The sequence below is a fragment of the Streptomyces sp. Tek67B01 genome (genome assembly GCF_055231995.1).
Genome location: NZ_JBUYUY010000001.1, coordinates 4,605,149 through 4,623,730 on the forward strand (window position 1 = coordinate 4,605,149; position 18,582 = coordinate 4,623,730).

Genomic DNA, 18,582 nt, shown 5'->3' on the forward strand with positions numbered 1-18,582 from the left:
GCGCACGCGTGGCGCGGGGCCTACGGCTCCGTGCGGGGCGCCCCGCCACGTCCGGGCGGGGTCGGGTCCAAGTAGACGCGGCGGATCGACGGCCAGCGTTCGCGCAGTTGCGACTCGGCGTCCTCGCACGCAGCCTCCACCTGTCGGGCCGACGCCAGGTCATGGAAGTCGATCTTCGCCGCGATCAGTACCTCGTCCGGCCCCTGGACCAGCGTGGTCAGCTCCAGCACGCCCTCGATGTGCGGCACCGAGAGGAGTTCCTCCCGTACCTCCGCGCGCGTCGCCGCCGGCAGCGGTCGCCCGATCAGGTACTGCGCGTTCGAGCGGCCCAGTTCCCAGGCCACCCACACCAGCAGCAGCCCGATCAGCAGCGACGCGACGCCGTCGTACACGCCCGAACCCGTCAGCTGCGCCCCCAGCAGTCCGCCGGCCGCCAGGACCAGGCCGATCAGCGCCGCCACGTTCTCCAGCAGGACGGCCTTCACCGCGGTGTCCGGGGTGTGCTTCACGTAGCGCCCCAGCGGCGCGCGCAGCCGCTCCGCCTCCCCCCGCACCTGCCGCCAGGCCACGAGCAGCGAGTAGCCCTCCAGCAGGAAGGCGACCGCGAGGATGATGTACGAGACGGTGGGGTCGCCCGGGTCCTCGCCGTGCAGCAGCGTGTGGACGCCGTCGTACACCGCGAAGACCGCGCCGCCGACGAAGGTGGCGATCGAGGCGAGCAACGCCCAGATGTAGCGCTCCGGCCCGTAACCCAGCGGGTGCGCCTCGTCCGCCGGCCGTGCGCTGCGCTTCAACGCCGCCAGCAGCATCACCTCGGTGACCGTGTCGGCCACCGAGTGCGCGGCCTCCGACAGCATCGCGCTCGATCCGCTGACGATCCCGCCGACGGCCTTGGCGGCGGCGATGCCGAGATTGGTGACGACCGCGACGACGACCGTCCCGACGCTCTCGGAGCCTTCGGGTGCGCCGGGTGGCCCGGGTGCTTCTGAGGTCATGCGGCGACGGTAGGCGCGGCTATCCGCGCGGGACGCGTACGACACCCTCCTGGATGACCGTCACGGCCAGCCGGCCGTCCTGCGTCCAGATGCGGGCCTGCCCGAGCCCGCGGCCCGCGGCCGCCGAGGGGGACTCCTGGTCGTACAGCAGCCACTCGTCCGCGCGGAAGGGCCGGTGGAACCACATGGCGTGGTCCAGGGAGGCGCCGACCACGTCGCCCACGGCCCAGCCGCCCCGGCCGTGCGCGAGCAGCACGGAGTCGAGGAGGGTCATGTCGGAGACGTACGTGGCCAGGCAGGTGTGCAGCAGGGCGTCGTCCGAGTCGAGCTTGTCGGCGGTTCGGAACCACACCTGCGAATGCGGCTCGCGCGGCTGCCCGACCGACCCCCACGGGGGAGTCGTCGCGTACCGCAGGTCCACCGCGCCACGGGCCTCGATCAGCCGTTCCACCGTCCCCGGGTCACGGAAGACCTCCCGGTAGAGCGGGAGCGACTCGGCGGCCGTCGGCAGGGTTTCCGGGTCGGGCGCGTCCGGCATCGCGCTCTGGTGGTCGAGCCCCTCCTCGTACGTCTGGAAGGACGCCGAGAGATGGAAGATCGGCTGCCCGTGCTGGACGGCGACGACCCGGCGCGTGGTGAAGGAGCGCCCGTCGCGGATGCGGTCGACCGAGTACACGATGGGCGCGCCGGGGTCGCCGGCGCGCAGGAAGTAGGAGTGCAGCGAGTGCGCGGTGCGGTCCCCGGGCACGGTGCGGCCGGCCGCGACCAGTGCCTGGGCCGCGACCTGACCGCCGAAGACCCGCGGTACCAGCGACGTACGGCTGGTACCGCGGAAGATGTCCTCCTCGATCTGTTCCAGGTCGAGCAGATCGAGGAGTGTCGTCAGTGCCTCGTTCATGGAGTGGGACTGGGTCCTCAAAGTCCCATGGACTTGGCGATGATGGACTTCATGACCTCGCTGGTGCCGCCGTAGATGCGGTTCACGCGGTTGTCGGCGTACAGACGGGCGATCGGGTACTCGTTCATGTAGCCGTACCCGCCGTGCAGCTGGAGGCACTTGTCGATGACGCGGTGCGCGACCTCGGTGCAGAACAGCTTCGCGGAGGCCGCCTCGGCGGCCGTCAGCTCGCCGGCGTCCAGGGCCTCCAGCGCGCGGTCGGCGACGGCCTCGGCCGCGTCCACCTCGGCCTGGCAGGCGGCCAGCTCGAACTTGGTGTTCTGGAAGTGGGCGACCGGCTTGCCGAAGACGGTGCGCTCCGTCACGTACTGCTGGGCGAAGCGTATGGCGGCCTTGGCCTGCGCGTAGGCGCCGAAGGCGATGCCCCAACGCTCGGAGGGCAGGTTCGCGCCGAGGTAGTAGAAGCCCTTGTTCTCCTCGCCGAGCAGGTCCTCGACCGGGACCTTGACGTCGACGAACGCGAGCTCGGCGGTGTCGGAGGTGCGCAGGCCCAGCTTGTCCAGCTTGCGGCCGACGGAGTAGCCCTCGGACTTGGTGTCGACGGCGAAGAGGGAGATGCCGAAGCGGCGGTCGTCCTCGCGCGGGGCGGAGGTGCGGGCGCAGACGATCACGCGGTCGGCGTGCACGCCACCGGTGATGAAGGTCTTGGCGCCGTTGAGGACGTAGTGGCTGCCGTCCTCGGAGAGCTTGGCGGTGGTCTTCATGCCCGCGACGTCGGAGCCGGTGCCGGGCTCGGTCATGGCGAGGGCCCACATCTCCTCGCCGGTGACGAACTTCGGCAGGTAGCGCTTCTTCTGCTCGTCGCCGGCCAGCATCTTGATGTAGGGGAGGGCGAGCAGCACGTGCACGCCGGAGCCGCCGAAGTTGACGCCCGCGCGCGAGGTCTCCTCGTACAGGACGGCCTCGAACTTGTGGGTGTCCAGGCCCGCGCCGCCGAACTCCTCGGGCACGTTGATCCCGAAGACGCCCAGCTCGCCGAGCTTGTAGTAGAACTCGCGGGGCGCCTGGCCTGCGGCGAACCACTCGTCGTAGACGGGGACGACCTCGGCCTCGATGAAGGCACGGATGGTCTCGCGGAATGCCTCGTGGTCCTCGTTGAAAACGGTACGGCGCACGGCCGGACTCCCTTCGTCGCGGCGGTCCGCCGCCCTTGGCTAAGCGCTTGCTCAGATTAAGTTACCGGCGAGTTGCCACCGCTGTCCAGGGCGCGTAGCGCGAACCACAGTTCCATCCTGACGTCCGGGTCGTCGAGGTCGCGTGCGAGGAGGACCGCGCAGCGGGCGATCCGCTGGCGGACCGTGTTGCGGTGGACGCCGAGGGCGGCGGCGCTGCGGTCCCAGCTGCCGTGGTGGGCCAGCCAGCCGCGCAGGGTCGCCGCCTGGGCCGGGGTGAGCGGCGCGAGCAGCGCCTCGGCGTGCGCGCGGGCCTCCGCCGGGTCCAAGAGGCCGGACAGGCCCGCCTCGGAGTGGCGGGCCAAGGGGGTCCGGGCCGCCTCGGCCCGCTCCAAGGCGCGGCGGGCCTGGGCGTCCGCGGTCCGCAGCGCCCCGGGGTGGGTGGGTGCGCTGACCCCGAGGCGCCATCCGGGCTGGGGGGCGGGGTCCCGGTCGGTGAGCAGGCGCGGCTGCGGCCCGTTCGGGTCGAGCAGTACGGTGCCCAGCGCGCCCGCGAGGGCCTGGGGATCTCCCGCACCCCGGGCGTGGACCACCCGCCAGGGCCCGGCGCCGGCCAGCGCCTCGGCCGGGTCGCCGTCCAGCAGCAGCCGGGTCAGCGCGGCGGCCTCCGCGCCGGCCGGGCGGCGCGTGGTGAGCAGGCCCAGCAGGACGGCGGCGATGGCGGTGATGGCGTGGTCCCCGGCGGTCCGCACCGGGACGGCGACACCGAGCACCGGGGCGGCGTCGGGAGCGGGACCGGCGTCCGGGGCGGGGACGTTGCCCGGGGCGATGCCTGGGGGGCGGGTGGTGCCCGGGCCGGTGTCCGGGCCGGTACTCGGGCCGAGGGTGGTGCTCGGGCCTCCTTGGCCCGCCGCCGGGCCGGTGCCGGGGCCGCCGGGGTGCCGGCCCCGGCCGCCGCCCAAGGCGTAGGCCGCCAGCTGCCAGCCCTCGGCGGAGTCCGTCGCCGTCGCCGGCCCGCCCGGGGCGGCGACCCGCGCGAGCAGCGCCTCCTGCGCGGCGGCGGCCCCGGCGGGCACCGCGCGGCCCGCCTCCCGGGCCGCACCCGACCCGGCTCCGGGGCCGCCCGGCAGCAGGATCACCCGACCCCCCAGGCTCGCCGCCAGCCGGCGCAGCACCGCCGGGACCGGCTCCGGCCGGGCGGCGGCCGCGGCCAGCGCCTGCTGCGCCTCGGTGACCCGGCGCAGCTCGCGCGTGCGGGCCTCCGCCATCAGCCGCCACACGGTACGGGCGACCGCGGTGAACGGAGTCCCCGGCGGCACTTCCAGCAGCGGCAGCCCGTGCCGCGCGCAGGCCGTCACCAACTCCGGCGGCACCTCCTCGTGCACCGGCGCCACCCCGAACCCGAGCGCCGCCGCGCCCGCCGCGACGAGCCGGGCCACGTACCCGTCGGCGTCCGGCCCGAGCTGTGCCCCGGCGGTCAGCAGCAATTCCCCGCCCAGCAAGTACGGCGACGGGTCGGCCATCTCGGAGGCGTGGACGGCGTGCACGGCGACCCCCTCCACCGCGTGCAGCCCGCGCAGACCCAGCTCCCGGTCGGCGAGCAGGGCGGAGAGGGCGACGCCCGGGGTCGGTGGCTGGTCCGGCATGGATACTCCGTATATATGTGGGCTGCCCGATGGAGGAAACGTACACTTCGCACCTCCCGGCCGCCGCCTTACGCTCGAAGGACCGCACACCCCCCTCCGGAAGGCACCCCCCCCATGAGCACGCAGCCGCGCGGACCCGTCGACTCCTCCCGCATCCCGCGCTACGCGGGCCCGGCGACCTTCGCCCGGCTGCCGCGCCTGGACGAGGTCGGTTCGGCCGACGTGGCCGTCGTCGGCGTCCCGTTCGACTCGGGTGTCTCCTACCGGCCGGGCGCCCGCTTCGGCGGCAACGCCATCCGCGAGGCCTCGCGCCTGCTGCGTCCCTACAACCCCGCGCAGGACGCCTCCCCGTTCGCGCTCGCCCAGGTCGCGGACGCCGGTGACATCGCCGTGAATCCCTTCAACATCAACGAGGCCGTCGAGACGGTCGAGGCCGCCGCCGACGAACTGCTCGGCGCCGGCTCCCGCCTGATGACCCTCGGCGGCGACCACACCATCGCGCTGCCGCTGCTGCGCTCGGTCGCCAAGAAGCACGGCCCGGTGGCGCTGCTGCACTTCGACGCCCACCTGGACACCTGGGACACCTACTTCGGCGCCGAGTACACGCACGGCACCCCGTTCCGCCGCGCCGTGGAGGAGGGCATCCTCGACACCGAGGCGCTCTCGCACGTCGGCACGCGCGGCCCGCTCTACGGCAAGCAGGACCTGGACGACGACGCCAAGATGGGCTTCGGCATCGTCACCTCGGCCGACGTCTACCGGCGCGGCGCCGACGAGGTCGCGGACCAGCTGCGCCAGCGCATCGGCGACCGCCCGCTGTACATCTCCATCGACATCGACGTCCTGGACCCGGCGCACGCGCCCGGCACCGGCACGCCGGAGGCGGGTGGCATGACCTCCCGCGAGCTCCTGGAGATCATCCGCGGTCTGTCCTCCTGCAACCTGGTCTCCGCCGATGTGGTCGAGGTCGCCCCGGCGTACGATCACGCCGAGATCACCTCGGTCGCGGCCTCGCACACCGCGTACGAGCTGACCACGATCATGAGCCGTCAGATCGCGGCGTCGAAGACGAAGTAGGACCTGAGAAGGGCGAGTAACCGACGTGACGCACGACCACGACCTGGTACTCCGTCCCACCGAAGCCCAGACGGCGGCAGCGCTCGCGCCGCCGCCCGGGCGGACGGGCGGGGACCTGGTCGTGGAAACGCTGCGCTCGCTCGGCGCCACCACCGTGTTCGGGCTTCCCGGGCAGCACGCGCTGGCCGTCTTCGACGCGGTGGGCCGCTCCGACCTGCGGTTGGTCGCCCTGCGTACGGAGAACAACGCCGCCTTCGCGGCCGACGCCTACGGCCGCCTCACCGGTGAGGCCGTCCCGCTGCTGCTGTCCACCGGCCCCGGCGCGCTGATGGCCCTGCCGGCGCTGGCGGAGGCGGCCGCCGCCTCCGCGCCGGTGCTCGCCATCTCCTCGCAGGTGCCGAGCGCGGGCCTCGGCGGCGGCCGGCGCGGGCACCTGCACGAGCTGCGGGACCAGTCGGCCTCGTTCCGGGACGTGGTGAAGTCCGTCCACACCGCCCGCACCCCGTCCCAGATCCCGTCCGTCATCGCCGAGGCCTGGGAGTCGGCGCTCAGTGCGCCGCACGGGCCCGTCTGGATCGAGATCCCGGAGGACGTCCTCCGCGCGCAGACGATGGTCCCCCAGGTCACGGGCGTGGACGCGACCCCGCACGAACTCGTCCCGCGCCCGGAGCTGACGGCGCTCGCGGCGCACTGGTTGTCGGAGGCCGCCCGCCCGGTGATCATCGCGGGCGGCGGGGTGGTGCGCGCGGACGCGGCGGGGAAGCTGAGGCAGCTCGCGGAGCGCCTGAACGCGCCCGTCGTCACCACCTTCGGCGGAAAGGGCGCCTTCCCCTGGACCCACCCGCTGTCCCTCCAGTCCTGGCTGGAGGACCGCCACATGACGGACTTCCTGGAGGACGCGGACGTCCTGCTGGTAGTGGGCTCCGGGCTCGGGGAACTCTCCTCGAACTACCACACGTTCCTCCCCACGGGCCGGGTCGTCCAGATCGAGGCGGACCTCGGGAAGCTGGAGTCCAACCACCCGGCCCTCGGCATCCACGCGGACGCCCGGTTGGCCCTACAGGCCCTGCTGGAAACCGTTCCGGAACGGGAGGACCCCTCGGCCCCCGCCCGTGTCCGACTGGTCCTGGACGAGATCGCGAATCGTCTGGCCGACCAGGACGTGGCGCTGGAGCAGGAGCTGCTGGCCTCCATCAGGTCGGCCCTGCCGCCGCGCTCGCCGTCGTTCTGGGACATGACGATTCTGTCCTACTGGGCGTGGTCCGCCTTCGACGCGAAGCACCCCAACACCATGCACTCGGCGCAGGGCGCGGGCGGCCTCGGCTACGCCTTCCCGGCGGCCCTCGGTGCGTGCGTCGCGGAACCGGGCCCGCCGGTGCTGGCCGTCTCCGGCGACGGCGGCGCGATGTACTCGATCGCGGAGCTGGCCACGGCGAAGCAGCACGAACTGGACGTGACCTGGCTGATCGTGGACGACGGCGGCTACGGCATCCTGCGCGAGTACGGCTGCGCGACGGGTACGGACCTGACCGGCCCGGACTTCGTCGCCCTGGCCGCCTCCTTCGGCGTCCCGGCCGCGATCACCTCGGCGGCCACCCTCCGCGAGGACCTCACCACGGCCCTCACCTCCCCGGGCCCCTCGGTCCTGGTCCTCCCCACCACCCTCAAGATGTTCGCCCCGACCCACCTCTGACCTCGACGCCCGACCTCACGCGACCTCGTGCTGCTGTGAGGTGAAGACGACCACGGACGTCTCGCCGACGAGTCGGAGGGTCAGCTCGGACTCCATCGCCCGCGCCGGCCGCGCGAGCAGCGGCACGGTCGGCACGGTCCCGCCCAGCTCCAGCTCGGACACCTGCGGCTGCGTCATCCCGGCCCGCCGCGCCGGCTCGGTCTGCGAGATCCCCGGCTCGGTGCGCCGGTCGTACACGGCCTGCCCCAACTCGAACGCCAGCCGGATCTCCTCGCGGAGCCTTTCCACGCCGGGGTTCTCGGAGAACCTTACGGAGTCGCCCGGATGACCGCGCGGCAGGCGCTCGGCGTGCTTCGGGCCGAGGGGCTGACCGACGCCCGGAAGGGTGCGGGTGTCTTCGTCCGGGAGTTTCGGCTCATCCGGCGGCGGGGCATTCAGCGGCTGGGCGCCGACGTGTGGGGCGAGGGCCGGTCCATCTGGGCAGCGGACACCGAGGACCGTGAACCCGAGGTCGAGCTGCTCGGGGTCACCGAGGAGGCTCCGCCTGAGGCCGTCGCCGGGGTGCTCGCGCTGACCGAAGGCGCGGCGGTCTGTGTGCGCCGCCGCAGGTTCCTGCTCGACGGGAAGCCCGTCATGCTGGCGACTTCGTACCTCGACGCCGAGCTCGTCGCCGGCACCCCCGTCACGGAGCCCGACACCGGACCGGGCGGGATCTACGCCCGTCTCGCCGAGCTCGGCGTCGGCCCCGCCCGGTTCCGCGAGGAGGTCCGCTCACGGATGCCGAGCCCCGACGAGGCCGCCCGGCTCGGGCTCGGAGCCGGGACCCCCGACGTGCTGGTCTGCCGCACCGCCTTCGCCGCAGACGGGCGGGTCGTGGAGGTCAACGAGATGGTGCTCGGCGCCTCCGCCTACGTCCTGGAGTACGACTTCGACGCGCCCTGACCCGGACGGCGCAGCCGGGTCGTCCCCGGGCGCGGAAAGCCGTTCGATTGTTGCCGCGGGATGAAATCCGCCGGTCGGAGCGTTGGCGCTTCCGGCAGGACAGGACCGACGGGGAGGCACGACGTGGCGGCGGCGGAGACGGAAGCAGGCGGAAAACAGGGCTGGGGCAGGCGGCTGGCCGCGTACACCTGGCGGTACAAGGCCAACGTGCTCCTCGCGCTCGGGTCCTCGCTGGCCGGCATGGCCGTCATGGCGCTCGTGCCGCTCGTCACCCGCACCATCATCGACGACGTCATCGGTGACAAGAGCAAGCCGATGGGCCCCTGGGCCGGGATGCTCATAGGCGCCGCCCTCCTCGTGTACGCGTTCACCTACATACGCAGGTACTACGGCGGGCGCCTCGCCCTCGACGTCCAGCACGACCTGCGCACCGACATGTACGGCGCCATCACCCGCCTCGACGGCCGCCGCCAGGACGAGCTCTCCACCGGCCAGGTCATCGGCCGGGCCACCAGCGACCTCCAGCTGATCCAAGGCCTGCTCTTCATGCTCCCGATGACCATCGGGAACTTCCTGCTCTTCGGGATATCGCTGGGCATCATGCTGGCGCTGTCCCCGCTGCTGACCCTCGTCGCCCTCCTGATGGCCCCCGCCCTCTGGTACATCGCCAAGCGCAGCCGCAAGAAGCTGTTCCCCGCCACCTGGTACGCCCAGAGCCAGGCCGCGGCCGTCGCCGGCGTCGTCGACGGGGCCGTCACCGGCGTCCGCGTCGTCAAGGGCTTCGGGCAGGAGGAGCAGGAGACCGGCAAGCTCCGCGAAGCCGGTCGCCGGCTGTTCGCCGGGCGGATGCGGGCCATCCGGCTCAACTCGAAGTACACCCCCGCCCTCCAGGCCGTGCCGGCGCTCGGTCAGGTCGCGATGCTGGCCCTCGGCGGCTGGATGGCCACCCGGGGCCAGGTCACCCTCGGTACCTTCGTCGCCTTCTCCACCTACCTCGCCCAGCTCGTCGGGCCCGTCCGCATGCTCGCCATGGTGCTCACCGTCGGACAGCAGGCCCGCGCCGGCGTCGAGCGCGTCTTCGAGCTGATCGACACCGAGCCGGTGATCGAGGAGGGCACGACCGAGCTGGCCCCCGACGCGCCCGCCACCGTCGAGTTCGAGGACGTCCGCTTCGGCTACGACCCCGAGAGGCCGGTCCTCGACGGGTTCTCGCTGCGGATCGAGGAGGGCGAGACCGTCGCCCTCGTCGGCTCCTCCGGCAGCGGCAAGTCCACCGTCTCGCTGCTCCTGCCCCGCTTCTACGACGCCGACGGCGGCGCCGTCCGCGTCGGCGGCCACGACGTGCGCGAGCTGACGTACGCCTCGCTGCGCGGCGCGATCGGCCTGGTGCCCGAGGACTCGTTCCTCTTCTCCGACTCCATCCGCGCCAACATCGCCTACGGACACCCCGGGGCCGACGAGGAGCAGATACGGGCCGCCGCCCGCGCCGCCCAAGCCGAGGGGTTCATCGAGGCGCTGCCCGCCGGGTACGACACCAAGGTGGGCGAGCAGGGCCTGACCCTGTCCGGCGGCCAGCGCCAGCGCATCGCGCTCGCCCGCGCCCTCCTCACCGACCCCCGGCTGCTGCTCTTGGACGACGCGACCTCCGCCGTCGACGCCCGCGTCGAGCACGAGATACACGAGGCCCTGCGCGCCGTCATGGCCGGCCGCACCACCCTCCTCATCGCGCACCGCCGCTCCACGCTCGCCCTGGCCGACCGGATCGCCGTACTCGACCGCGGACGCCTCTCCGACATCGGCACCCACGACGAGCTCCAGCGCCGCTCCGCCCTCTACCGCAGGCTGCTGACCGACCCCGAGGCCCTCGGCGCCGCCTCGCCGCGGGTCCCCGAGGCCGCCGCGATGGCCGAGTTCGAACGGGACATCGAACAGGACATCGAGATCGAGGCGGAGATCGACTCCGAGCCGGTCAACGCCAAGCGCCGGGTCTCCGGCGGGATCACCCCCGAGCTCTGGCGCCGCCAGGACGAAGCGGAGGGCGACGCCGCCCCCGCCCCCGCCACACCGGTTGTCGCGGCTGTCCCCGTCGCCGGGCCCCCCGCCGCCGGTGGCCCCGCCACCCCCGAACTGCTCGCGCAGGTCGCCGCCCTGCCGCCCGCGGACGACCTGCCCGAGGTGGACGAGGACCGGGCCGCCTCCGCCGAGGAGAGCTACGGCCTGCGCCGGCTGCTCCGCGGCTTCTGGGCGCCGCTCGCCATCAGCCTCGCCCTGGTCGCCGTCGACGCGGGCTCCGGCCTGCTGCTGCCGATCCTGATCCGGCACGGCATCGACAAGGGCGTCGAACAGGCCGCGCTCGGGGCGGTCTGGGTGGCCGCCGCGCTGGCCCTGGCCGTCGTCGTCGGGCAGTGGGCCGCCCAGTTCGCCGAGACCCGGATGACCGGGCGGACCGGCGAGCGGGTGCTGTACGCCCTGCGCGTGAAGATCTTCGCGCAGCTCCAGCGCCTCGGGCTCGACTACTACGAGCGCGAGCTGACCGGCAAGATCATGACCCGGATGACCACCGACGTGGACGCGCTGTCCAGCTTCCTCCAGACCGGGCTGGTCACCGCCGTCGTCTCCGTCTTCACCTTCTTCGGCATCCTGATCGCCCTGCTCGTCCTCGACGTGGAACTGGCCCTGATCGTCTTCGCGACGCTCCCCCTGCTGGTCCTCGGCACCGTCGTCTTCCGCCGCAAGTCGGTCGCCGCGTACGAACTCGCCCGCGACCGGGTCAGCGCCGTCAACGCCGACCTCCAGGAGTCCGTGGCCGGACTGCGCATCGTCCAGGCCTTCCGCCGCGAGGGCGACGGCGCGGTCCGCTTCGCCGGGCGCAGCGACTCCTACCGCCAGGCCCGGGTCCGCGGCCAGTGGCTGATATCCGTCTACTTCCCCTTCGTGCAACTGCTGTCCTCGGGCGCCGCTGCCGCCGTGCTGATCGTCGGCGCGGGCCGGGTGGAAGCCCAGACGCTCACCACGGGCGCGCTCGTCGCGTACCTGCTCTACATCGACCTGTTCTTCGCGCCCGTCCAGCAGCTCTCCCAGGTCTTCGACGGGTACCAGCAGGCCACCGTCTCCCTCGGCCGTATCCAGGACCTGCTGCGCGAGCCGACCAGCACCCCCCGGCCCGCCGATCCGCGCCCGGTGCCGCAGCTGCGGGGCGAGGTCGCCTTCGAGGACGTGCGGTTCGCCTACGGCACCGCCGAGGAGCGCGGCGAGAAGGGGGAGGCGCTGGCCGGGATAAGCCTGCGCATACCGGCCGGACAAACCGTCGCCTTCGTCGGAGAGACCGGCGCCGGAAAGTCCACACTGGTCAAGCTGGTGGCCCGGTTCTACGATCCGACCTCCGGCCGGGTCACCGCCGACGGCGCCGACCTGCGGGAGCTGGATCTGACGGCCTACCGCCACCGGCTGGGCGTCGTCCCCCAAGAGGCCTACCTCTTCCCGGGTACGGTCCGCGACGCCATCGCCTACGGGCGGCCGGAGGCGAGCGACGCCGAAGTGGAGGCCGCCGCGCGCACGGTCGGAGCGCACGAGATGATCGCCACCCTCGACGGCGGTTACCTGCACACCGTCGCCGAGCGCGGACGAAACCTCTCCGCCGGTCAGCGCCAGCTGATCGCGCTCGCCCGAGCCGAACTCGTCGACCCTGACGTCCTGCTGCTGGACGAGGCCACGGCCGCACTCGACCTGGCCACCGAGGCGCAGGTCAACCTGGCCACCGACCGGCTCGCCGGCAAGCGCACCACCCTCGTGGTGGCCCACCGCCTGACGACCGCCGCCCGCGCCGACCGCGTGGTGGTCCTCGACCGGGGCGCGGTCGTGGAGGACGGCACGCACACCGAACTCCTGGCGCGCGGGGGCCGTTACGCCGAGCTGTGGCGGACCTTCGCCGGAGAGGACGAGCGGGCCGCCGCCTGAGCCGACCGGGCCGCGCGGGCAGCCGCCCGAGTCCGCGGCCCGCGCAGGCCGCCGCCCGAGTCCGGTGCAACCTTCAGGGTGACCGGGGCGTCGTACTGGCGTACGTGTTACGTACGACGGATCGGGGGGTCGGGGTGGCGACACAGGTGAGGAAGAGGCGGTGGGAGGGGCTCGGTCGGGGGCGCGCCCGGGCCCTGGGGGTGTTCGCGGCGGCGCTGTGGCTCGCGGGGGCCGCGCTGTCGACGGCGCCCCCGGCGCGGGCCGCCGCCGAGGACGACCTCTGCACGGGCCGGCTGGTCAAGGTGATGCCGTTCCCGGCCGGCGAGGGGGAAGTGCGCGTGTACAAGAGCCGCGCCCGGGTGTGCGCCCTGGCCCTCGCGTCGCGGCCGGGTGACCGCCGCCGGATGGCGGTGAGCGTTCAGCCGCGTGGGGGTGTCCCGGTCGCCGATGCGGGGCGGTTCACCCGTTACGCGGGCCCTGTCACCGTGGGCGCGATCAGCCGGTGCGTGTATGTAAGGGGGAACGTAGCGGCCGGATCGGCCGATTCCGGCTGGATTCTGTGCTGACGACTTCCCCGCGGCCCAACTTGGTCTGTTCAGAGGCGCGTTGGCCCCGCTAGGTTCACGGCGACCGAAGTGAACGCAAGGGGAGGGCGAATGCGCAAGACGCTCGGATGGCTGCTGTCGCTCGTGGTGCTCATCGGCACCATGGGCGCGGCCGGCGCCACGGCACACGCGGCCACCGCCGCGGGGCCGGCCGCCGCCGCGGACATCAAGGACCAGATCCTCGGCATCCCGGGGATGAGCCTGATCGAGGAGAAGCCGTACCCCGGGTACCGCTTCTTCGTGCTCGAATACGAGCAGCCGGTCGACCACCGTCAGCCCTCGAAGGGCACCTTCAAGCAGCGGCTGACCCTGCTGCACAAGGACACCTCCCGGCCCACGGTCTTCTACACCTCCGGCTACAACGTCAACACCAGCCCGCGCCGCAGCGAGCCGACGACCATCGTCGACGGCAACCAGGTGTCCCTGGAGTATCGATTCTTCACACCCTCCCGGCCCGACCCCGCCAACTGGGCGAACCTGGACATCTGGCAGGCAGCCAGCGACCAGCACCGCATCTTCACCGCCCTCAAGAGGATCTACAGCAAGAACTGGATCGCCACGGGCGGCAGCAAGGGCGGTATGACGGCGACGTACTACGAGCGCTACTACCCGCGTGACATGGACGGCGTCGTCGCCTACGTCGCGCCGAACGACGTCAACAACAAGGAGGACTCGGCCTACGACCGGTTTCTCTCCAAGGTCGGCACCAAGGAGTGCCGCGACAAGCTGAACGCCGTCCAGCGCGAGGCGCTCGTGCGCCGCGAGCCGCTGGAGGCCAAGTACGCGGCCTCGGCCGCCGAGAACGGCTGGACCTTCACCACCGTCGGTACCCTCGACAAGGCCTACGAGGCCGTGGTGCTCGACTACACCTGGGCCTTTTGGCAGTACAGCCTGCTCGCCGACTGCGCCGCGATCCCGACCGCGGCGACCGCCTCCGACCAGGAGATCTGGGACACCGTCGACACCATCTCCGGCTTCTCGGCCTACACCGACCAGGGACTGGAGACGTACACGCCGTACTACTACCAGGCGGGTACGCAGCTTGGTTCGCCCGACATCAAGCAGCCGCACCTCAAGGGGCTGAGCCGCTACGGCTACCAGCCGCCGCGCGACTTCGTGCCGCGCGACATCCCGATGACCTTCCAGCCGGGGGTCATGGCCGACGTCGACGCCTGGGTACGGACCCACGCGGACCGGATGCTGTTCGTGTACGGGCAGAACGACCCCTGGGGCGCCGAACCGTTCCACCTCGGCTACGGCGTGAAGGACAGCTACGTGATGATCGCGCCGGGCGCCAACCACGGGGCCAACGTCGCCAAGCTCCAGGACGGCGAGCGGACCCTCGCGACCGCGCGCATCCTCCAGTGGGCCGGCGTGGCGCCGACCGCCGCCCTCGCCGACGCGGGCCGCGTGACGCCGCTGGCCAAGCCCGACCCGACGCTCGACCAGCAGGACCTCCCGCGCCAGGCCCAGCTGCGTCCGTAGCTCCCGGGTCCTCGGCATTCCGGTAGCAGGGCCGCAGGCCGGCGTACGGCTCGGTCGTCGACTCGATCGGCGACTCAGTCGTACGTCAGCCCGTGGCCCAGGGGGTAACGGCCCGGGACCGGGACCGGCAGGCGGCCCGAGGGCCGTCGCGCCCCGGTGATCACCCGGGCGGCCGCCCGCATCTCCACGTCCGTCCAGGAGTACGTGGCCACCTCCGCGGCGCACTGCGGCAGTCGGGTGCCGTCGTAGGGGTTGCGGATCGCGACCGCCACCACCGGCACCCCGGTTGCCAGCAGGTCCGCCACCAGCGTCCGCTGCGGGCCATCGCCCTCGGGGACGTTGTACGTGCACACCAGCACCGCCGCGTGACCCGGCGCCGCCGCCGGCGCCCCTTCGGGAGCCACCGCCGAGGCCCGGCAGCCCAGGGCCGTCAACTCCCGCGCCAGAACCTCCGTAGGGGGTCCGGTGGTACCACTGGGGGAGGGCGGGGCGGCCCCCGTCACCAGCACCCGGGGCGCGGCCGAGGCGTCCAGCGGCAGCAGCCCGGCCGGGTTGGCCAACAGGGTCGTCGTACCGGCCGCGATCTCGTCGGCGGCCGTCAGGTGGTCGGGCGCGCCGACCTCCGCCAGGTCCGATCCCGAGCTGTAGGGACCGGCGAACAAGCCCCGCTTGGCCTTGAGTTCGAGGATGCGCAGCACCGACTCCTCGATCCGGGCCGTGGCCAGTTCGCCAGACTCGACGGCGGCCAGCACGCTCCGGTAGGCCAGCGCCAGGTCCGGCGGGTTCAGCAGTTGGTCGCAGCCCGCCTTGAGCGCGAGGACCGGAACCCGGTCGTCGCCGTACTTCTGACGTACCCCGGCCATGTCCAGCGCGTCGGTGACCACCACGCCGCCGAAGCCGAGGCGTTCGCGCAGGGTGCCGGTCACGATCGGCCGGGAGAGGGTCGCCGGGTCCCCCGAGGGATCGAGCGCGGGGAAGACGATGTGCGCCGTCATGACGGCGTCCACGCCCGCCGCCACGGCCGCCCGGAACGGCGGCTCGTCCAGCTCCTCCCACTGGGCACGGGTGTGCCGCATCAGCGGGAGCCCCACATGGCTGTCGGTCTCGGTGTCCCCGTGTCCGGGGAAGTGCTTGGCGGTGGCGGCCACTCCCGCGGCCTGGTAGCCGCGCACCTGGGCGGCGACCAGCGCGGCCACCGCCCGCGGGTCGGCGCCGAAGGACCGTACTCCGATCACCGGGTTCGCCGGGTTCACGTTCACGTCCGCGACCGGCGCGTAGTCCTGTCGGATGCCCATCGCGGCCAACTCCGCACCGGCGATCCGCGCGGCCCGGCGGGCCTCGGCGGTCGAGCCCGTCGCGCGGTGGCCGGCACCCAGCGCCATCGCCCCAGGCAGCAGGGTCGCGGGCTTGCCGATGCGGGCGACGGCGCCGTGCTCCTGGTCCGTGGACAGCAGCAGCGGCACGCCGGCGCCCGAGCCGACGGCCGCCAGCTGGAGCTCCTGCGACAGGGCGGCGATCTGGTGCGGGGTACGGGTGTTGTGGGCCCACGCGAAGTAGATGACCCCGCCCAGGTGATAGCGGGCGACGAGTTCGGCGGCGGTGCGCACCCCGAACTGCGCCTGGTTCAGCCCCGCGTCCGCCGGGTCGGGGGCGGTCGCCGAATGCCCGTAGGCCCGGGACACGAACAACTGCCCGACCTTTTCGGCGAGGCTCATCGCGTCCACCAGCCGGCGCAGCTCCGCCCGGTCGGGGTATCGCCCCCGGCTCCCCCCGGGCCCCGAGCCCGGCGGATGCGGGTCGTCCGGGGCGCGGTCGCGGGCGCCGTCCGGGGCGTGGGGGACACCCGAGGCGGACGAGGCCGCCCCGGTGGCCGTGACGGCGGCCAGGGCGGCCGCGGTGAGCAGGGTCCGGCGGGAGGCTTGGTTCGGCACGCGCCGGACCCTACTGCCGGGCCACGTCCCCGGAGCCACGGACACTCGCGCGGTCCCCCGGAAGTGGCCCTTCGGGAGCAGTGGTTGCGCCCGAGGCCGGTGTGGCCTCGCCGGCTCGGGCCGCCCAGTGCGTCCGCAGGGTGCGGACCGCCGCCGTGATGGCGGGGCGGCGGGCGGCGCCCGTACGCCACAGCGCGTACAGCCGGCGCACCGGCCCGGGCTCCAGCGGCACGGCCACCGCCCCCTCGGGCAGCGCGCCAGTGCCCAGGCGCGGCACGACCGCGACCCCGAGCCCTGCCGCCACCAGGGCGACGATGGTGTGGTTCTCCTCGGCGACGTGCGCGATGTCGGGCTCGAAGCCGGCCGTGCGCAGGGTCCGCACCAGCCAGTCGTGGCAGACCCGCCCGGGGGGCTGGCACACCCACCGCTCGCCGCCGAGATCAGCCCGGCGGATCACGGCGCGCGCGGTGAACGGATGCCCCGCCGGTACGACGAGGTCGCAGTGGTCGTCCCCGATCACCGCCTGCTCGATGCCCTCGGGGGCCGGGAGCGGGGCGATGTCCCAGTCGTGCGCCACCGCCAGGTCGGTGACCCCGCGCGCCACGAGGTCCACCGACAGGTGCGGGTCCACCTCCGTCAGGCGGACGTCCAGCGCCGGATGGCGCGCGGCCAGTTCCGCCAGCACACCGGGCAGCAGCCCGCGCGCCGCCGAGGCGAAGGCGGCCACCGTCAGCAGTCCGCTCGGCTGTCCGCGCCGCTCCTCCAGCGTCGTCTCGGCCCGCTCCACGATCGCCAGCAGCTCCCGCGCCGTGTCCGCGAGGTGGCGCGCCTCCTCGGTCAGGGCGACCCCGCGCCCGCGCCGCTCCAGCAGCGTGGTGCGGGTCTCGCGCTCCAGTTTGGCGATCTGCTGCGAGACGGCGGAGGGGGTGTAGCCGAGGGCGGCCGCCGCGCCCGCGACCGAACCGTGGACGGAGACGGCGTGCAGGGCGCGCAGCCGGGACAGGTCGAGCATGCCGCGATGGTAGCCCCGGGCGGCCATGACACGTAAGCATCGCTTCATCCATCCCGGAAGAGATCCGCGCTGGTGCTACACGTTCGGGCGGTCGATGCTCGGAGCATGCGTCCCGTACACACCGCACTCGCCGTACTCGTGACCGCCGTCTGGGGGTTCAACTTCGTCGTCATCCAGATCGGGCTCGGCCACTTCCCGCCGCTGCTCCTGTCCGCGCTGAGGTTCCTCGTCGCCGCGCTGCCCGCCGTCTTCTTCGTCGGGCGGCCCAAGGTGGCCTGGAAGTGGATCGTCGGAGTCGGCGTGGCCCTGGGCATCGCCAAGTTCGGCCTGCTGTTCACCGGCATGGCCGCCGGGATGCCCGCCGGTCTGTCCTCCCTCGTCCTCCAGATCCAGGCCGTCTTCACCGCCGTCCTCGCCGCCGTCGTCCTGCGGGAGCGGCCCGGCCCGCTGCGGGTGCTCGGCATGGCTGTGGCGCTCGCCGGGATCGCGGTCGCAGCCGTGGACGAGGGCGCTTCCGGGCCGGCCGCCGGCTTCACGCTCGTCGTGGCGGCCGCCGCCTGCTGGGGCGTGTCCAACGTGCTGACCCGCAAGGCCGCCCCGCCCGACGCGCTGAATTTCATGGTGTGGGTGTGCACCGTCCCGGTGTTGCCGCTGGTCGGTCTGTCGCTGCTGTTGGAGGGCCCCGATCGGGACCTGGCCGCCCTGCGGGCCCTGGATTGGTCCGGGGTCGCCGTCATCGGTTACGTCGCGTGGGTGTCGACGGTGTTCGGGTTCGGCGCCTGGGGTTACCTGCTGCGGCGCTACCCGGCCTCCGCCGTGGCCCCCTTCTCGCTGCTGGTTCCCGTGTTCGGCATGTCCTCGGCCGCGCTGGTGCTGGGGGAGGGCGTCTCGGGCGCGCGGTGGCTCGCCGCCGCCCTGCTCGTCGGCGGGGTGGGGCTGACGTCGTTGGCGCCCGGGCGCGCGAAGTCCCGTACGGGGAGGGCTCGTACGGGGAAGCCCCGTACGGCACAGGCCTACAGGGCACCGGTCGGTCCTCCGGGTCCGACCGAAGCGGCGGCCGTCAGTCCTGCCCCGTGAGGGTGACGCCGTAGGAGCGGTGCGGGCGCTGCCCGAGCAGGCCCCCCTCGGGTAATGGAAAAGTAAAGACCTGTGGTCGGCTGCAACCACCG

Annotated in this window: 14 protein-coding genes; 7 read left to right on the top strand and 7 right to left on the bottom strand. The window is 73.4% G+C overall.

Annotated elements, in window-relative coordinates:
• Positions 1-20: 20 nt before the first annotated feature.
• From ACV7NM_RS20735 to ACV7NM_RS20750, 4 genes are read right to left on the bottom strand one after another with little or no spacing between them, the layout of a single operon-like run.
• On the bottom strand, positions 21-995 hold the full coding sequence (locus ACV7NM_RS20735) for a cation diffusion facilitator family transporter (protein ID WP_463411668.1): 975 nt from the start codon (positions 993-995) through the stop codon (positions 21-23).
• Positions 996-1,014: 19 nt separating this feature from the next.
• Positions 1,015-1,893: an acyl-CoA thioesterase gene (locus tag ACV7NM_RS20740; RefSeq protein WP_463411669.1), complete on the bottom strand. Its 879-nt coding sequence runs from the start codon at positions 1,891-1,893 to the stop codon at positions 1,015-1,017.
• Between the two features lie 17 nt (positions 1,894-1,910).
• A complete protein-coding gene (locus ACV7NM_RS20745) occupies positions 1,911-3,068 on the bottom strand; it encodes an acyl-CoA dehydrogenase family protein (protein ID WP_463411670.1) in 1,158 nt (385 codons plus the stop codon).
• Between the two features lie 56 nt (positions 3,069-3,124).
• A complete protein-coding gene (locus tag ACV7NM_RS20750; protein ID WP_463411671.1) occupies positions 3,125-4,711 on the bottom strand; it encodes a helix-turn-helix domain-containing protein in 1,587 nt (528 codons plus the stop codon).
• A 114-nt stretch (positions 4,712-4,825) separates the two neighbouring features.
• Here ACV7NM_RS20750 and speB point away from each other — a divergent pair, with 114 nt between their 5' ends.
• Both speB and ACV7NM_RS20760 read left to right on the top strand, forming a co-directional pair.
• The gene (gene speB, locus ACV7NM_RS20755; RefSeq protein ID WP_136216469.1) at positions 4,826-5,788 is read left to right on the top strand and encodes an agmatinase; all 963 of its coding nucleotides are present in this window, start codon (positions 4,826-4,828) and stop codon (positions 5,786-5,788) included.
• Between the two features lie 25 nt (positions 5,789-5,813).
• Positions 5,814-7,481 (top strand): thiamine pyrophosphate-binding protein, encoded by a 1,668-nt coding sequence (locus ACV7NM_RS20760; protein WP_463411672.1) that lies wholly within the window; start codon positions 5,814-5,816, stop codon positions 7,479-7,481.
• Positions 7,482-7,496: 15 nt separating this feature from the next.
• Here ACV7NM_RS20760 and ACV7NM_RS20765 read toward each other — a convergent pair whose 3' ends face one another.
• Complete coding sequence (locus tag ACV7NM_RS20765; RefSeq protein ID WP_463411673.1) at positions 7,497-7,769, bottom strand: helix-turn-helix domain-containing protein; 273 nt, start codon at positions 7,767-7,769, stop codon at positions 7,497-7,499.
• On the opposite strand from ACV7NM_RS20765, the gene ACV7NM_RS20770 reads away from it, so the two are divergent.
• From ACV7NM_RS20770 to ACV7NM_RS20785, 4 genes are all read left to right on the top strand, one after another.
• Entirely contained in the window at positions 7,722-8,423 is a 702-nt protein-coding gene (locus tag ACV7NM_RS20770) for a GntR family transcriptional regulator (protein WP_463414007.1), read from the top strand. The genes ACV7NM_RS20765 and ACV7NM_RS20770 overlap by 48 nt on opposite strands.
• Before the next feature lie 123 nt (positions 8,424-8,546).
• Positions 8,547-12,380 (top strand): ABC transporter ATP-binding protein, encoded by a 3,834-nt coding sequence (locus ACV7NM_RS20775; protein WP_463411674.1) that lies wholly within the window; start codon positions 8,547-8,549, stop codon positions 12,378-12,380.
• Between the two features lie 146 nt (positions 12,381-12,526).
• Complete coding sequence (locus ACV7NM_RS20780) at positions 12,527-12,946, top strand: hypothetical protein (protein WP_463411675.1); 420 nt, start codon at positions 12,527-12,529, stop codon at positions 12,944-12,946.
• A 90-nt stretch (positions 12,947-13,036) separates the two neighbouring features.
• Positions 13,037-14,470, top strand: coding sequence for a S28 family serine protease (locus ACV7NM_RS20785; RefSeq protein WP_463411676.1), 1,434 nt, complete (start codon positions 13,037-13,039; stop codon positions 14,468-14,470).
• A gap of 74 nt (positions 14,471-14,544) precedes the next feature.
• Here ACV7NM_RS20785 and ACV7NM_RS20790 read toward each other — a convergent pair whose 3' ends face one another.
• Both ACV7NM_RS20790 and ACV7NM_RS20795 read right to left on the bottom strand, forming a co-directional pair.
• The gene (locus ACV7NM_RS20790) at positions 14,545-16,401 is read right to left on the bottom strand and encodes a glycoside hydrolase family 3 protein (RefSeq protein WP_463411677.1); all 1,857 of its coding nucleotides are present in this window, start codon (positions 16,399-16,401) and stop codon (positions 14,545-14,547) included.
• A 10-nt stretch (positions 16,402-16,411) separates the two neighbouring features.
• Complete coding sequence (locus ACV7NM_RS20795; RefSeq protein WP_463411678.1) at positions 16,412-17,413, bottom strand: LysR substrate-binding domain-containing protein; 1,002 nt, start codon at positions 17,411-17,413, stop codon at positions 16,412-16,414.
• Between the two features lie 105 nt (positions 17,414-17,518).
• On the opposite strand from ACV7NM_RS20795, the gene ACV7NM_RS20800 reads away from it, so the two are divergent.
• Positions 17,519-18,490, top strand: a complete 972-nt coding sequence (locus ACV7NM_RS20800) for an EamA family transporter (protein WP_463411679.1) — start codon at positions 17,519-17,521, stop codon at positions 18,488-18,490.
• The last annotated feature ends 92 nt before the right edge of the window (positions 18,491-18,582 follow it).

Excerpts from the sequence above, each read along its gene's own strand:
- ACV7NM_RS20735 (WP_463411668.1), bottom strand. The coding sequence starts at position 995 with ATGACCTCAGAAGCACCCGGGCCACCCGGCGCACCCGAAGGCTCCGAG.
- ACV7NM_RS20740 (WP_463411669.1), bottom strand. The coding sequence starts at position 1,893 with ATGAACGAGGCACTGACGACACTCCTCGATCTGCTCGACCTGGAACAG.
- ACV7NM_RS20750 (WP_463411671.1), bottom strand. The coding sequence starts at position 4,711 with ATGCCGGACCAGCCACCGACCCCGGGCGTCGCCCTCTCCGCCCTGCTC.
- speB (WP_136216469.1), top strand. The coding sequence starts at position 4,826 with ATGAGCACGCAGCCGCGCGGACCCGTCGACTCCTCCCGCATCCCGCGC.
- ACV7NM_RS20785 (WP_463411676.1), top strand. The coding sequence starts at position 13,037 with ATGCGCAAGACGCTCGGATGGCTGCTGTCGCTCGTGGTGCTCATCGGC.
- ACV7NM_RS20795 (WP_463411678.1), bottom strand. The coding sequence starts at position 17,413 with ATGCTCGACCTGTCCCGGCTGCGCGCCCTGCACGCCGTCTCCGTCCAC.
- ACV7NM_RS20800 (WP_463411679.1), top strand. The coding sequence starts at position 17,519 with ATGCGTCCCGTACACACCGCACTCGCCGTACTCGTGACCGCCGTCTGG.